Origin of the sequence: Segatella baroniae DSM 16972 = JCM 13447, assembly GCF_000426585.1 — a bacterium.
Lineage (GTDB): Bacteria > Bacteroidota > Bacteroidia > Bacteroidales > Bacteroidaceae > Prevotella > Prevotella baroniae.
Genome location: NZ_AUFQ01000016.1, coordinates 39,533 through 53,569 on the forward strand (window position 1 = coordinate 39,533; position 14,037 = coordinate 53,569).

Sequence of the window (14,037 nt, forward strand, 5' to 3'; positions counted from 1 at the left end):
CGTCGCTGCAACAACCGTACCATGTGCAGCCCGTTAGCCGCGGATGGTAACAAATGTTACCGGCGGCGTGGCGTCTGTTGCATTTGTCACCAATCGTCCGTCGGCTTCTTGGCAGGCCGCAGGATGAGTCGCAGGCTCTGCTTGTAGTAGAGGTAGTTCCACACCCAGTTCAGGAACACGACGGTCTTGTTCTTCACGCCGAGGATGGAGCGCAGGTGGACGACGAGCCACAGCAGCCAGGCGAAAAGCCCGCCGAAGCGCAGTTTCCCTATTTCCGCCACGGCTTTCTTTCGGCCGATGGTGGCCATGGTGCCCAGGTTCCGGTAGACGAAAGGGCGTGGAGCCTGGCCGCAGTCCATGCCCGTCAGGTTTCTGGCCACGATGTCTGCCTGCTGCATGGCCACCTGTGCCAGCTGCGGATGGCCGTAGGGATACTGCGGGTCGCCCTCGACGAGGCTCTGGTCGCCGATGGCATACACGTGCTCCATGCCCTTGACGCGGCAGCAACGGTCGGTCAGTATGCGGCCGCCGCGGCCTATGCTCTCCGCCGGAACGCCCTCCAGCCTGTTCACCACGATACCACTTACCCAGATGACGGTCTTCGATGGAATCCTGGTTCCGTTCTTCAGCACGAGTTGTCCGCCCACGTAGTCCGTCACCATGCAGTTCTGTCTGACGTGAACGCCCATCTCCTTCAAGTCCTTTTCGGCCTCGGCCGACAGCTTCGGGTCCATCGCCGCCAGCAGTCTTTCGCCAGCGTTGATGAGATAGATGTGCATGCGGGCCGACAGGTCGGGGTAGTCTCGATGGATTACGGTGCGCTTCATTTCGGCCAGGACGCCCGCGATCTCCACGCCCGACGGGCCTCCGCCCACGACGGCTATCGTCATCAGGGCCTCGCGTTCGGCTTCGTCGGTCTGGCAAACGGCCTCTTCCAGCCGTGAGAAAATCGTGTTGCGCAGCTGCATCGACTCCGCGACGGTCTTCATCGGATAGGTGTTCTGCTCCAGATTCCTGTTGCCGAAGAAGTTGGTCGTGGCCCCGGCGGCCAGCACAAGGTCGTCGTAGTGTACGGTTCCGAATGTGGTTTGGATGGCCTTTTCCTGCGTGTCGACACCCTGAACCTCCCCCATTCGGAAGTGGAAGTTCCTGTCGTTCTGAAACATTCTTCGGAAGGGGAAGGAGATGTTGCTCGGTTCCAGTCCTGCCGAGGCCACCTGATAGATCAGTGGTGGAAACTGGTTGTAGTTGTTCTTGTCCACCAACACCACCTGGTAGTTGGTCTTTCTCAGGCTCAAGGCCAGCCGCAGGCCGCCCAGTCCGCCTCCCACGATGACGATTCTCCGCTGTTCGTTCCTCTTGATGTTCGCTCTCATATATCTGTTTGTTTATCGACGTCACATGATGTAGTGCTCTTCGACAGCACCACAATACTCGTGCCAAAGGTAATGAATAGTTTCCGAACGGCCGTGTTTTCATGCGTTCTTTCTTCAGTCGCCTTGCCGCAGCGGCGTCGCGTTGCCTGTCGGCGGGACGGAAGCTTGTCGGCGCCTTTCCAAAAGCTGCCCTTTCAGCGACAGAAAGGGCTGCTTTGGCCGTGTGAAAGGGCAGCGGTTGACGGCTCAAAGGGCAGCTTTCATCGGCTGAAAGGGCAGCTTTCTGAAAGCCGTTTTCAAGTGGCGGCCGTTGGACGGACAGGGATGGCGGCGTCATCGGCGGCAGATGATACCTACTAATGGCTACGAGTTGGGACGAAACGAGAACTTGCGTCGGCTTAAATACCTTGTTTTGTGTATTGTAAAGATTTCTTAAATATATTAATTTTGTGCCGAAAAGCAAAGGCCTGACGGCCAATTGTCGCTTTTTCTTTGATTATAATTAAATTAGACAATGAATACTTTTAAAATGTTATTTGCAGGCATGCTCGCCGTCGGTGCTCCAGGCATGGCAGAAGCGCAGGCCAATGCTGCCGATTCCGTGATGAATCACGCCAATGGGAGGCGACTGAGTGTCGGTGGGTATGGTGAAGTGGCCTACAGCCGCAACTTCTACAGCGACAACGGCTTCCGTTTCACAAATCCTTCCAAATACAAGAAAGACCCTTCGCATGGCCGTTTCGACCTTCCCCACGCCGTGATTTACCTGAATTACGACTTCGGCAAGGGCTGGACGATGGGCACCGAAATCGAATTCGAGCACGGAGGCACCGGTTCCTCCATCGAGTATGAGGCCGACGAGGCCATCGAGTTCGAGCAGGAACAGGAAAAGGGCGGGGAAGTGGAGCTGGAACAGTTCTGGCTCCAGAAGTCTTTCAGTCCGGCCTTCAACATCCGTGCGGGCCACATCGTCGTGCCGTTCGGCCTGACCAACGCCCACCACGAGCCGCTCAACTTCTTTACGGTCTACCGTCCCGAGGGCGAGCGGACCATTCTGCCGTGTACATGGCACCAGACGGGCGTCTCCTTCTGGGGGCGCAGCGGTGCTTTCCGCTACGAGGCGCAGGTGATTGCCGGTCTCGACGCCTACCACTTCAGCCGCGCCAACTGGATTCAGGGCGGTTCCCAAAGTCCGTTTGAATACGAAGTGGCCAACAAGTATGGCGTCTCGGCTCGTCTGGACAACTATTCCATACCAGGTCTGCGCGTCGGTTTGAGCGGCTATTACGGCAAGGCAATGCACAACTCGGTGCCCCACGACATGGAAGTCGGCGACAAGAAGAATATCAAAGGCAACGTCTACCTGGGTGCTTTCGACTTCACTTTAGACCGCTTCAATTGGGTCGTTCGTGGCAATGTGGACTATGGTTATGTGAGCAATGCCGACGAAATCGGCCTGCTTGTGCGGCCCAGCACGCAGAGTGTGAAGCCCTATCAGACCGGCAATGCCAAGTATTTCGGCAGCCATGCCATCGCAACCATGCTGGAAGCAGGCTACGACGTGTTCTCGCGCATCGCGAAACTGCGGGCCGACAAGCAGAAACTCTACGTGTTCGGACATGTGGAATACTATGATTCCTACCTCGGCGCGCAGACGAAACACTGGACGGAGAAGACCGTCTTCGCCGGAGGTGTCAACTATTTCCCGATACCGCAGATATGTGTCAAGGCCGAATACAACTACCGCAAGCTGAAGTCGGGCTACAACAACGAGCCGGCGCTCAACATCGGCATTGCCTACCAGGGCTTCTTCCTTTGAAAAGAACGTGCCCTCAAGCTGTTTGAATGATAAAAACACTCTAAAATAAAACAAAAAACAAAATGAAAAAAAACTAAAAGAATCGCCCGGCTGTTCCTCTTGGGAGCACTCTGCCTGGGCTTTGTGTCGTGCAGTGACGATGAGAAGAAATCGGATGTCGACAACAACGGCGTCATGAAGAGCATTGTCGACACTTACATCGATGATGTTGTATTTCCCACCTACAAGAGTTTGGCCAACAATGCGCAGACTCTCTATGACGCCTGCCAGACCCTTTACGCGAAAGCTCAGGCAGGTACGCTGACGCAAAAGGAAATCGATGCAGCCTGCGAAGCGTTCAAAACGGCCCGTCGCGATTGGGAGCAGAGCGAGGCTTTCCTTTACGGTGCCGCCGCCGACAACGAGATCGACCCGCATATCGACTCATGGCCGCTCGACCACAAGCAGCTGCAGGAAGCGCTCAACAACAAGGAACTCATTGCGGGAGTGAAAGGAGCGGATGCCGTTCACTACGTTTATACGCAGAACAAGCATTTCGATTCCGTTGTAGGATTCCACGGATTGGAGTTCGTTCTCTTCCGCGATGGCAAGAACCGGACGCTCGAAGCCATCAAGGCCGGTAAGGAAACGGCCGAAGGTTTGACCAGCGTGAACACGATGGACGAGCTTGCTTTCGCCGCCGCCGTGTCGGGAGACCTGCGCAACATGATCTTCTTGTTGGAGTACGGATGGCTCGGCACGAAGGTGGAAGCCGCTCATTCGGACGTCTTGAAGGCAGCTCCTTGGCTCACGGAGAACATGAGACACAAGGGACTTTCGCCCAAAGATGTCAGCTACGGCGACTATGTGCGCAGCGCCAAGCTGGCTACCGGCATGTTCTCTACGTGGCAGGAAACGCTGAAAAACATCTTCGTAGGCGGCTGCTCCAACATCTGTCAGGAGGTTGCCACACAGAAACTGGGCCAGGCTTATCGTGTGGCCACCGGTACAGCTTCGGACGACGATGCCGGCGATTACATCGAGTCGCCTTACAGCAAGCGTTCTTTCATCGACTATCAGGACAACATTCTTTCCATCAAGAACTCGTTGTATGGCGCGCGCAACGCGAAGGAACCCGTCGCCAAGTCGCTCCTGAGCTACCTCAAGGCCAAGAACTATGCTGACTTCAACACCCTCACTCGTGCCTTGGACGAGGCTGTCGACGCGCTTGAGAAGGCCAAGAACAGCGGCAAAGCGTTCATCGACGCCCCCGGCGACCCACAGGTGAAGACCTGCATAGAGAAGGTTCAGGCTCTCGACGACGCCCTCAACAAGGCCGGTACTTGGGTGGCAACCCTGACGGAAGAGTAAAATCATCGTTATAAAAACAAGCGAATTATGGAATGTAGCAAGTACATCCATTCGTTCATGGCTGTAATCATATTGACTATGGTTGCAGCCTGTTCGGATGATAAGGTGGAACCGGCTCAGCCGGAAGCCGCCTATGTGGGACAGCCTACGGGCAATTTCTCCGCGGACGAATGGTATCCCGGAGGACTGTTGGGCACGACCGACAACGTGTCGTCCAATTCCTACTCCGACCAGACACCGGCTGTGGACAACAGCCAGAGCCTCTCCAGCCACTTCTTCATCGGCGAGCAGATGTTCGAACGCCAGTACACGGAGACCACCGCGCCGTTCAAGGGCGTCGGCCCGGCGTCGGTTCGCCGCTCCTGCATCGACTGCCACCCGGAATACGGACACGGAAAGCGCATGAATCAGTATGAAACGCGCTATGGCAACGGCAACGGCTATCTGCTCGTCGTGTACCATCCGACGGCTGAAGGATCGAACGACGGCCCCTATATCTCCGAGGTTACAGGCATGCCGCAGACACAGGCGACGTCGCCTTTCCTGGCCCCTATCGACGAGAAGGGTATCAACATGAAGTGGGAACACGTCACGGCGATGGAGAGCGGCTTGCCGATGAAGTTTGCGGATGGCGAGACCTTCGACTTGATTTACCCTGAAATCACGATTGCCGCCAGTGCTTTCCGCACGCTTCCGGTGCCCACGAACTATGCCGTGAGGCTAGAATCGACGATCGGTATCGGCGGCAGCGGCCTGATCGACGCCATCCCCAACGACTCCATCAAGGCGCAGTATGCCAGAACCGCAGGCTATTTCAAGCGGGCGGGATTGGACGTGAAGGAGTATGTCAACCCGAGTTTCTGGGACGCTGGGGCTAATGATTTCACCGCAAATGCCTGGTACACCTCCGCCCGTCTGGGCAAAGGAAAGTTCGCCGACGGCTCCGATGCGTCGAACGCGCGGTTCGTCAAGCGGTTCACTTATGCGCTGACGCGCGGCTCCCTACAGGACGGGCCGGGCGCAAATGCCATCTGGAACATCACGAACGTGAGCCGTCCCGACCGCCCCTACCTCTATACCACCCAGGCATGGGCCGACGCCATGGCGCAGAACGAGGAGGTATTGGCCAAGATAAAGGCCGACCCCACGTCGCCTTACTTTGCCAACACCGATGAAGGAATACGCGAGAAGGTGAAGAATCTGTTGAGTCCGAAGGTCAACCAGTTCGACAATCCGTGGCACAAGTTCCAGCCCGACCAGAGCGCCGACCAGTTCTATTCGTTCATGGTATGGCACCGCGGACTGGCCGTTCCACGCGCCCGCAACCTCAACGACGGCGCCGTGCAGCGGGGCAAGCAGCTCTTCATGGAGATGGGATGCGCCCGTTGCCACCGTCCCAAGTGGCAGACCACGGACGACAACTACTGGACGCCCATGATGATAGCCGACCGTGAGCTGCCCCGTTACAAGCACCAGACGATCCATCCCTACACGGACCTCATGCAGCACAAGCTCTACATGAAGAACGACATCCACGGAAGCTGGTGTCGGACCACACCTCTGTGGGGCCGCGGACTGGCCCGTATCAACACCGGAGCCGAAGACCGCCTGCACGATTGCAGGGCCCGCAACGAGATAGAGGCCATCATGTGGCACGCTTACAGCAAGAACAGCCACGCCTACGGTTCGGCGTTGAAGTTCTACAATCTCAAGAAAGCAGACCGCGACGCAGTCGTGAAGTTCCTGCAGTCGATTTGACATTCGGAATACAAAGACATATCAGCTTCATGTTGAAGAAATTTTCCTGCGTTATATATATATTGACATTGGTTGTCCTCGGTATTGCCACAGTGATAGAGCATGCCGAGGGCAATGCTTTTGTCGCCCGGCACGTCTATGGAGCCTGGTGGTTCAGCCTGCTCTGGGCGTTGCTGGCGGCGACCGGCGTGGCTTATATCATCCGAAAACGGGTGCGGAGGTGGAGCATTCTGCTCCTGCATCTCTCGCTGGTCGTGATTCTTGTCGGTGCGGGCATTACCCGTTTCACTTCCTACAAGGGCGTGGTTCACCTGCGTGGCGACGCGCCGACCCGCGAATACAGGGATGTCGTGTCGATGGGGGAGCCGCAAAAACATCCGCTTCCCTTCCTTCTCAAGCTCGACAAGTTTGACGTGCACTACCACGCCGGCACCTCTTCGGCCGCCGACTATTCGACACGTTTCGTCATCATCGACGGCAACCGGACCATCCATGCGGCCGTGTCGATGAACAAGGTGTTCCACTATCGGGGCATTCGCTTCTTCCAGTCCAACTACGACGACGACCATCGGGGAAGCTACCTGAGCCTCAACAGCGACCCGTGGGGCGTCCCCGTCACCTACACGGGCTACGCCTTGCTCTTCTTCTCGCTCCTGTGGCTGCTCGTCGACCCCACGGGCGTGTTCCGTTCGCTGCTCCGCCATCCCGTATTGCAGAAGGGGGCGGGCGTGCTCGGCCTGTTGTTCTGCCTGTCGCAGGGCGTCCGTGCGCAGGCGGTCCTGCCCAAGGAGACGGCCGGAAAGATGGGACAACTGTTCATGTTGTACAACGACCGCATTTGTCCGATGCAGACCTTTGCCCTCGATTTCACCAAGAAACTTCATGGAAGCCGCAGCTACAAGGGGATGACCGCGGAGCAAGTGGTGTCGGGGTGGATATTCCATAACGACGACTGGGCCGACGAACCTTTCATCAGAGTGAAGAGCGGGGCGGTGAGGGAGGCCTTGAAACTTGACGAATATTGCTCCTTGAACCGCTTCTTCGGCGGCCCCGGAGGCGGCTATGTCTTAGGTCCCTACGTGCAGGAGTATTACGAAGGAAACAATGACAAGCTGCACCGGCAGATTGTCGACATAGACAGGAAGATAGCACTCATCATGGATCTGCGGCGCGGCAGCCAGCTGAAGCTCTTCCCCTACACCACGCCCGCACGCAGCAAGGGCGAGGGTGGGGCCACCGTCTGGTATTCCCCCACCGACACGTTGCCCGCAACGATGGAGCACCGGCATGCCGAGTACATCGGCAACGTGTTTTCATTGATCTTCGCCGACGTGAAGGCCGGCAATCTACAGCGGGTGGACGAGTTTTTCGTCAGGATGAAATACTATCAGAAGACCAATGCGGGCACGACGCTGCCGACGCCCCTTCGGTTCAAGGCGGAGCGGCTCTACAACGCCATTCCCTTGGCCACCATCCTCTTCATGGTGAACCTGGCGATGGGAATCGTCACCCTTCTGCTGACGATTCGCGGCCTCACGTCGGGCAGGCCGCTTGTCCGCGGTGTGCGCGACGGCGTGGTCGTGGCGGGCGCCGTCTTGCTTTCGGCCTTGTCGTTCGCGGCCCTTACGCTGGCCTTGTCGCTCCGTTGGATCGTCAGCGGCACGATTCCGCTCAGCAACGGCTACGAGTCGATGTTGTCGGTGGCCTGGTTTGTCCAGCTCTTCACCATCGTCCTGTCGCTCCGTGTGCGCCATCTCACGCTGTTGATCTCCTGCTTCGGCTTTCTGCTGAGCGGCTTCTTCCTGCTGGTGAGCCATATCGGACAGATGGATCCGGCCATCGGCCAGCTCATGCCGGTGCTCGACAGCCCGTTGTTGAGCGTGCATGTGAGCGTCGTCATGATGAGCTACGCCCTCTTGGCGCTGACCTTCATCTGCGCCGTCATGGGCCTCTGCCTGCCTTCGCAGGGCGAGAAGCTGCAAGTGTTGAGCCGCGTTTTTCTCTATCCGGCCATCGTGACGCTGGGATTGGGAATCTTCATCGGCGCCATCTGGGCCAATGTCAGCTGGGGAGCCTACTGGAGTTGGGACCCCAAGGAGACGTGGGCGCTCATCACGTTCATGGTCTATGCCGTCGTACTGCATACGCAGAGCCTCCCCGTTTTCAGCCGGCCGCGCGCCTACCATTTGTATATGTCGCTTGCCTTCCTCAGTATCCTGATGACATTCTTCGGCGTCAACTACGTGCTGGGAGGCATGCACAGCTACGCCTGAGCGCAGAGGGCGTGAAGGGCGGGGCCCCACGCCAAGGCGGAACGCCGATTCCTCACGCCCCTGTGGCCCACGCCATTCGCAGAGACGGAAAATCGTGGCTCGGAAGACGTCACGTCAAAACGGATGTTGAATGCGCGACGAGGGAAATCGTCACGTCAAAACGGATGTTGAATGCGCGGCGGGAGAAATCGTCAAGACAAAACAAAAGTTGAATGCGCGACGGGAGAAATCGTCAAGACAAAACAAAAGTTAAATGCGCGACGGGAGAAATCGTCAAAGCAAAACGGATGTTAAATGCGCGACGGGAGAAATCGTCAAAGCAAAACAGGTGTTAAATGCTGAACTTCAGCAAACGTCAAAGCAAATGACGGCGGACTTTCCGAACCCCGGGAAACGAGAGCGTGTAAAGCAAACCGTGTCGGGTCGGCTCATGGGGACATAGCCATGGTGCACTGCGCATGCTACCGCCTTGGCGGTTGGTCTTTTTAGAGGGCGGGGTTGCGAGCGCAGCGAGCTACCCTGCCTAAGCTTTGGTGGTGGGGAGCTAGGCCGAAGGTCTTGGTCTTTTTATCCCAATGAACCATTGGGTATCAAGAAATGCCTGCCGCAGGCTGTGTAGGAAGTGAAGCCGGAGGCTTCATCGCTCAGTAACCCCTGGTCATCTCTGCGAAGCGGAGTGACCAAGGGATAGAAGACCAAGTGGAAATCGACCCTGGAAGGGTCGCCCAAAGACAGCCGTGATGACCGTGGGCGACCCCTCCAGGGTCGACAGAAGGATGGCGGGCACACCTCCCCCGGTCATCCTGCGGCATGACCGGGGGTTACGGAGAGGTGAAGCCGCCGGCTTCAACACCCGCAGGAAAGCCTCGGGTGCCGTCATGCAAGCCTGCCTGCCCGCCCGCTATGGAGGGGCAGCCGCCCGCAGCCATGTCCATCCTATCGACCTTGCTGCTCGTGTCTCCTCATGCTTCAAAAACCAATTGACAATTCCGACGGCCCACCCTTTATACCCGACAGCAATCACCACAACCGTAAAAAGACCAAGACCTTCGGCCTAGCTCCCTGCCACCAAAGCTTAGGCAGGGCAGCTCGCTTCGCTCGCAACCCCGCCCTCTAAAAAGACCAACCGCCAAGGCGGTAGCAGGCGGAGTACAGACGGTTGTATGCACAGTACATGCGGTTGCAGGCGCACTGCACCATGACTATGCCCCATGAACCGACCTGACACAGTTTACTTTACACTCTCGAAAAAGCGGTTGAATGCAGGGTGCAGTCAACCGCTTGTGGGGTATGGATGGCGTAGAAGCAGGGGCTTATTCCACAATCTTCGTCATGTTCATTTCGGCGATTTCGCCGTCGGGATTGATGCGCGCCTTCACCTTGAACCTGTTGCCGGCCGTGGTTCCGTCGGTCTTCTCCACCTCTTGGACGACCGAGAAGTTGACGGTGTATTCGTATTCCTCGTCGCCCACTTCCTTCTTTTCTATCTTGTAGTCGTTGTCCAGACGCCAGTTCATGTTCTTGATGTCGTCCTTGTAGATCTTGTTCATGAAGGTGACGACGTCGCTTTTGGTGGCGTCGGGCTTGCCGAGGAACGACGTGAGCAGGCTGCTGACCGACGAGCGGAGTCCTTCTTCGTCGCGGGCGTTGATGCTTTGGAAGAAGCTTCGGAAGGCGGAGGCGACCATTTGGCGTTCCTGCGGCTTGACGGTCTTGGCGCCGATCTTCTTCAATGCGTCGTTGGCTTCGTCCACATGCTCGCCGTTGGGATGGTCTTCCAGATAGCGCTTGTAGGCTTCTTCCGAGTCGGCCGATGATGCGGAGGCCCAGTCGAGCGAGTCTATCTTGCGCTCGGCTTCGGCCTTGTGGGGCGAATCGGGATGGTCTTCGAGATATTGCTCGAAGGCTTCTTTGGAGTTGTTGACCAAAGCGTCGTTCCATGCTTGGTCCACTTGTTGGAGCAAGGCGAGGTGCGCCTGGATGGAATCGCGGTGGGCTTCGGGCGCGTCGAGATAGGTGTCGAGGTAGCTTTGCAGCACGGCCGGGTCCGAGTTCTTCATGGCGTACTCGTAAGCCTCAAGCTCTTTCTGCTTGCCGGCTTCGGCATGGAAATACCAGAGGGCGGCGCAGACGATGGCGGCGACGATGGCGGCTACGATGAGCGTCGGCCTGTAGTTCTTCTTGGGCGCGGGGGGCGTCGGCCGTTGGGCTTGCGGTTGTGGCGTTGCCGGTGCCTCGGGTGCCCGCGGAACGGCCGGTGGCGCGGGTGGCGTCGGCGGCTGTTGCGTTGCAGAGGCGCGCCCGTCGTCCGTCGTGAGGTGTCGGCAGTTGGGGCATGCGCCTTGGTCTTTGAAGTAAACTTCGCCACATTGCGGACATCTGAAGATCTTGCCCGCTATTTCCACGCCGCACTGTGGGCAGACGGGGGCTTTGTCGCTGATTGGATGTCCGCATTCGGGACACTTGATGATAGCCATAGTCGTTGATATGTTAATGTCTGAATCTTATTTCACGCAGGGAATGCCGGCCCATGAACCTGCTTTTGTCCACATAACCGTTGATTCCGTTGATGCGGCCTTTGCCTGTATACTGCCACATGGTGATGTCGCGGTCGTCCTTCAGCACAGGTTCCCGGGTGGTGTACTGGGCTATCATCAGCGGATATCCGTCGATTTTGCCCAGCAGGTGGTGGTCGTAGAAGTTGGCAAAGGTATAGAGAAGGGGCTTCTGGCGATAGGCCGTTTCCACCAGTTTGATGAACTTGAACAGCGAATCGCAGAACTCTTCCGTGCTCAGTCCGCTCTTCGTTTCGATGTCGATCATGGGGATGAGGTCTTGTTCCTCGGCCCGGCACTGGAGCATGAAGTTGTCGAGTTGTTTCTGAAGGTCGGTCTTTGGGCGGAAGAAATGGTACGATCCCACCTTCAGACCATATTTGTGGGCCAGCTGGATGTTGTTTTCATACTTGTCGTCGATGCGGTCGCCGCCCTCGGTGGCTTTCAGATAGACGTAGGCCATCTTGGTGTTGTCGCCTATGGTCTCCCAGAATACGTTTCCCTGATAGTGGCTTAGGTCGATTCCATGCACATGGTTGCATGTGTCTTCGCATTGCACGTAATCGTTTTGAGCTTGAGTGGTGAGAGAGGATAAAAGCAGTGACAGGAGTAAAGTCGCTTTTCCGAAAATCTTGTCCATGTTTGCAAAGTTAAGCGAAATAAGTGGATATGGCGCAAAAGCAGGGCGGAATTAAAATTAATTATCATTCTTCGATTTCAGACAGGCTGCGGCCGAAATTCCTCATGAAGTTGCTGATGTCCTCGATGGGGGCATATCGCCAGTAGCGCAGTGAGCGGCGGAGATTGCGCCGCAGCAGCGTGGAGTTGTTGTAGACGAACCCGCCCCGGCCTTGCTTGAAGTGCCGGGCCTGCACATCCTGCTCCGTGTTGGTGATGGTGAGCACGACGAGGCGCATGGCTCTGCCCTCCGTCCTCTTCACGAAGGGCAGTTCTTCGGCCCGGAAGCCGAAACAGTGGATGAGGATGGTGCCCTGGAGCTGGGCCATGCGGGTGAGATGAAGTTGCGAGAGCCATGAGCAGAGCTTGTCGAAGTCCACCTTCGGCCCCCGTGTCCGGATGTACTGGCCCAGCTGGATGATACCGCGGATGGGCATGCCGTGGTTCATCGTGGCGTTCACGTTGCTGACAATGATGCGCAGCATGTAGATCGTTTCGAGCGAAGGAGTGTCTCGTTTCCGTTCCTTCTCTTGCAGACGCTTCAGTCGTGCATTGAACAAAGGGTTCGCCATGAGCACCTCGCCGGCCGGCATGGCGGCTATGTTGCGCAGCATGGCGATCATCTTTTGCGTCTTGAACGCCGACATGGGTTCGAGCACTTCCTTTGTGTTGAAGTTGTCGGCCCGCAGTTTGGTGAAGAGATTCCGCTTGATGATTTCCATAGTTCAGCTGTATTTCTTTGGATGACGGAAAGCGATGGACAGCAGCGAGGCCACGAACCAGCCGTAGACGTTGTAGTCGCCGTCTGTGATGCCTGTCGGGCCGCAGAGCGCAAGGCCCAGCGTGAGGACGGCCATGACATCCATTCCGGCCACGGCCGTGGCCGGTACGACCAGATAGGGTGTCACTTTCAGGTATTCGACAGCAGCGACGGAGAGTGAAAGATTCGGCTCACTCTCGGTCTTGTCCACGGAATACACCGTGAAAACGATGATGAAGACGATCAATACGAATAGTGGCGACAGCGCCACAAGTCCTTTTCTATTGTTCAATTTGGGTCGGCTTATAACTGGGTTCTGCGATAGAACTCTACATTTTCCTTTGACAACAGCTCTATGGGCATATAGTTGACGGGCTGGACTTTCTTCTTCAGGACGATGGCCTGGAACAAAGCGTCGACACAACTGTAGCCCTGCTGGTAGGCATGCTGGGCTATCAGGAACGAGATACTGCCCTGAAGCAGGCATTCGGCATTCTTGGGCACCATGTCATAGCCCATGATTTGAATGTCACGATGGTTGTGACGAAGCAGAAAGTCGCCAACGAGATGAGCCTTGGAGTTGAGCGTAATGCAGTGGTGAACGTCGGGATGGGTGTGGAAGAAGTCCTCCAGAACCTTGTCGAAATCCTTTTTTGACATGCCCAGCGGCAACTCCAGTTCCGTGATTTTGATACCGGGGAAATGGTCGCGCATGTAATGGCGGAAGCCCACTTCACGGTTGGCCTGCTGCTTGCTGACCACGATTCCGTCCTTGGTGTGCTTCATCAGCATGATTTCTTTCTCCTGTGAGGCTATCAGCATGAGCATCTTTGCGGCGAAAAAGCCACTGGCGAAGGAGTCTTGACCGAAAAACGACAGGGGACGAAGGTCGGGCATGTAGGAGTCGAGCAAGACAAATGGAATCTCAAGTCTGTGCAATTGGTCGGTGAACCTGCGTGTCATCTCCAGCGTGGAGGGCACGATGATGACGCCGTCGGGATGCGTCTCGATGCAATTCTCATAGACCGACTTGAAAGAAAGGTCGTCAAAACGCTGATAATAGAGGAAATTTACATTGACATGGAAGTCGCGCAGGGCTTCCATTGCTTTGCGGGCACCCTCTTCTATCTCCTCCCAATAGGCTTCCGACTCATGCTTTGGGAGTACGATTTGAATCTGGTAAGACTTGTTGTAGGCCAAAGCGCTGGCATACATGTTGGGCTGATAGTTCATCTCCTTCAAGGCTTTTTCAACCTTTTCGCGGGCGGACGGCGATACATTGGGGCGATTGTGCAACACACGGTCTACGGTCCCCACAGATACGCAGGCTCTTTCTGCGATGTCCTTGATACGTATTTTCTCTGTCATGCTCTGGCTTGTTTTGACACTTTGGGGCTGTTTGAACTGTTGAAAAAGCGTAACATACAATGCACCAGCACCCTAAACGCTGCAAAAGTAGCAATAAAAT

The 14,037-nt window shown here is 56.5% G+C and carries 10 protein-coding genes; 4 read left to right on the top strand and 6 right to left on the bottom strand.

The genetic code is table 11. The features are described 5' to 3' along the window. Positions 1–86: 86 nt before the first annotated feature. Complete coding sequence (locus K334_RS0110280; protein WP_025881715.1) at positions 87–1,376, bottom strand: NAD(P)/FAD-dependent oxidoreductase; 1,290 nt, start codon at positions 1,374–1,376, stop codon at positions 87–89. A 514-nt stretch (positions 1,377–1,890) separates the two neighbouring features. On the opposite strand from K334_RS0110280, the gene K334_RS0110285 reads away from it, so the two are divergent. From K334_RS0110285 to ccsA, 4 genes are all read left to right on the top strand, one after another. Next, positions 1,891–3,195, top strand: a complete 1,305-nt coding sequence (locus tag K334_RS0110285) for a putative porin (protein ID WP_021589415.1) — start codon at positions 1,891–1,893, stop codon at positions 3,193–3,195. A gap of 99 nt (positions 3,196–3,294) precedes the next feature. Next, the gene (locus K334_RS0110290) at positions 3,295–4,545 is read left to right on the top strand and encodes an imelysin family protein (RefSeq protein WP_404828099.1); all 1,251 of its coding nucleotides are present in this window, start codon (positions 3,295–3,297) and stop codon (positions 4,543–4,545) included. Between the two features lie 27 nt (positions 4,546–4,572). Beyond that, positions 4,573–6,303, top strand: a complete 1,731-nt coding sequence (locus K334_RS0110295) for a di-heme oxidoredictase family protein (protein WP_025881719.1) — start codon at positions 4,573–4,575, stop codon at positions 6,301–6,303. A gap of 29 nt (positions 6,304–6,332) precedes the next feature. Next, the gene (ccsA, locus tag K334_RS0110300; protein ID WP_025881722.1) at positions 6,333–8,576 is read left to right on the top strand and encodes a cytochrome c biogenesis protein CcsA; all 2,244 of its coding nucleotides are present in this window, start codon (positions 6,333–6,335) and stop codon (positions 8,574–8,576) included. A gap of 1,313 nt (positions 8,577–9,889) precedes the next feature. Here the strand turns inward: ccsA and K334_RS0110305 are convergent. The 5 genes from K334_RS0110305 to K334_RS0110325 form a co-directional block, all read right to left on the bottom strand. After that, a complete protein-coding gene (locus K334_RS0110305) occupies positions 9,890–11,053 on the bottom strand; it encodes a zinc ribbon domain-containing protein (protein ID WP_027444917.1) in 1,164 nt (387 codons plus the stop codon). Positions 11,054–11,066: 13 nt separating this feature from the next. Further along, a complete protein-coding gene (locus tag K334_RS0110310) occupies positions 11,067–11,771 on the bottom strand; it encodes a glycoside hydrolase family 25 protein (protein WP_027444918.1) in 705 nt (234 codons plus the stop codon). 64 nt (positions 11,772–11,835) lie between these two features. Beyond that, a complete protein-coding gene (locus tag K334_RS0110315) occupies positions 11,836–12,531 on the bottom strand; it encodes a hypothetical protein (RefSeq protein WP_025882104.1) in 696 nt (231 codons plus the stop codon). A 3-nt stretch (positions 12,532–12,534) separates the two neighbouring features. Further along, on the bottom strand, positions 12,535–12,861 hold the full coding sequence (locus K334_RS0110320; protein ID WP_154655594.1) for a hypothetical protein: 327 nt from the start codon (positions 12,859–12,861) through the stop codon (positions 12,535–12,537). 11 nt (positions 12,862–12,872) lie between these two features. Continuing rightward, positions 12,873–13,937 carry a LacI family DNA-binding transcriptional regulator gene (locus tag K334_RS0110325; RefSeq protein WP_021589425.1) on the bottom strand — a complete coding sequence of 355 codons (1,065 nt, stop codon included), beginning with the start codon at positions 13,935–13,937 and terminating at the stop codon, positions 12,873–12,875. Positions 13,938–14,037 lie beyond the last annotated feature (100 nt).

What these genes read in the sequence shown, in the direction of transcription:
- K334_RS0110280 (WP_025881715.1), bottom strand. Translation starts at nt 1,376, where the DNA reads ATGAGAGCGAACATCAAGAGGAACGAACAGCGGAGAATCGTCATCGTG.
- K334_RS0110285 (WP_021589415.1), top strand. Translation starts at nt 1,891, where the DNA reads ATGAATACTTTTAAAATGTTATTTGCAGGCATGCTCGCCGTCGGTGCT.
- K334_RS0110295 (WP_025881719.1), top strand. Translation starts at nt 4,573, where the DNA reads ATGGAATGTAGCAAGTACATCCATTCGTTCATGGCTGTAATCATATTG.
- ccsA (WP_025881722.1), top strand. Translation starts at nt 6,333, where the DNA reads ATGTTGAAGAAATTTTCCTGCGTTATATATATATTGACATTGGTTGTC.
- K334_RS0110305 (WP_027444917.1), bottom strand. Translation starts at nt 11,053, where the DNA reads ATGGCTATCATCAAGTGTCCCGAATGCGGACATCCAATCAGCGACAAA.
- K334_RS0110310 (WP_027444918.1), bottom strand. Translation starts at nt 11,771, where the DNA reads ATGGACAAGATTTTCGGAAAAGCGACTTTACTCCTGTCACTGCTTTTA.
- K334_RS0110315 (WP_025882104.1), bottom strand. Translation starts at nt 12,531, where the DNA reads ATGGAAATCATCAAGCGGAATCTCTTCACCAAACTGCGGGCCGACAAC.
- K334_RS0110325 (WP_021589425.1), bottom strand. Translation starts at nt 13,937, where the DNA reads ATGACAGAGAAAATACGTATCAAGGACATCGCAGAAAGAGCCTGCGTA.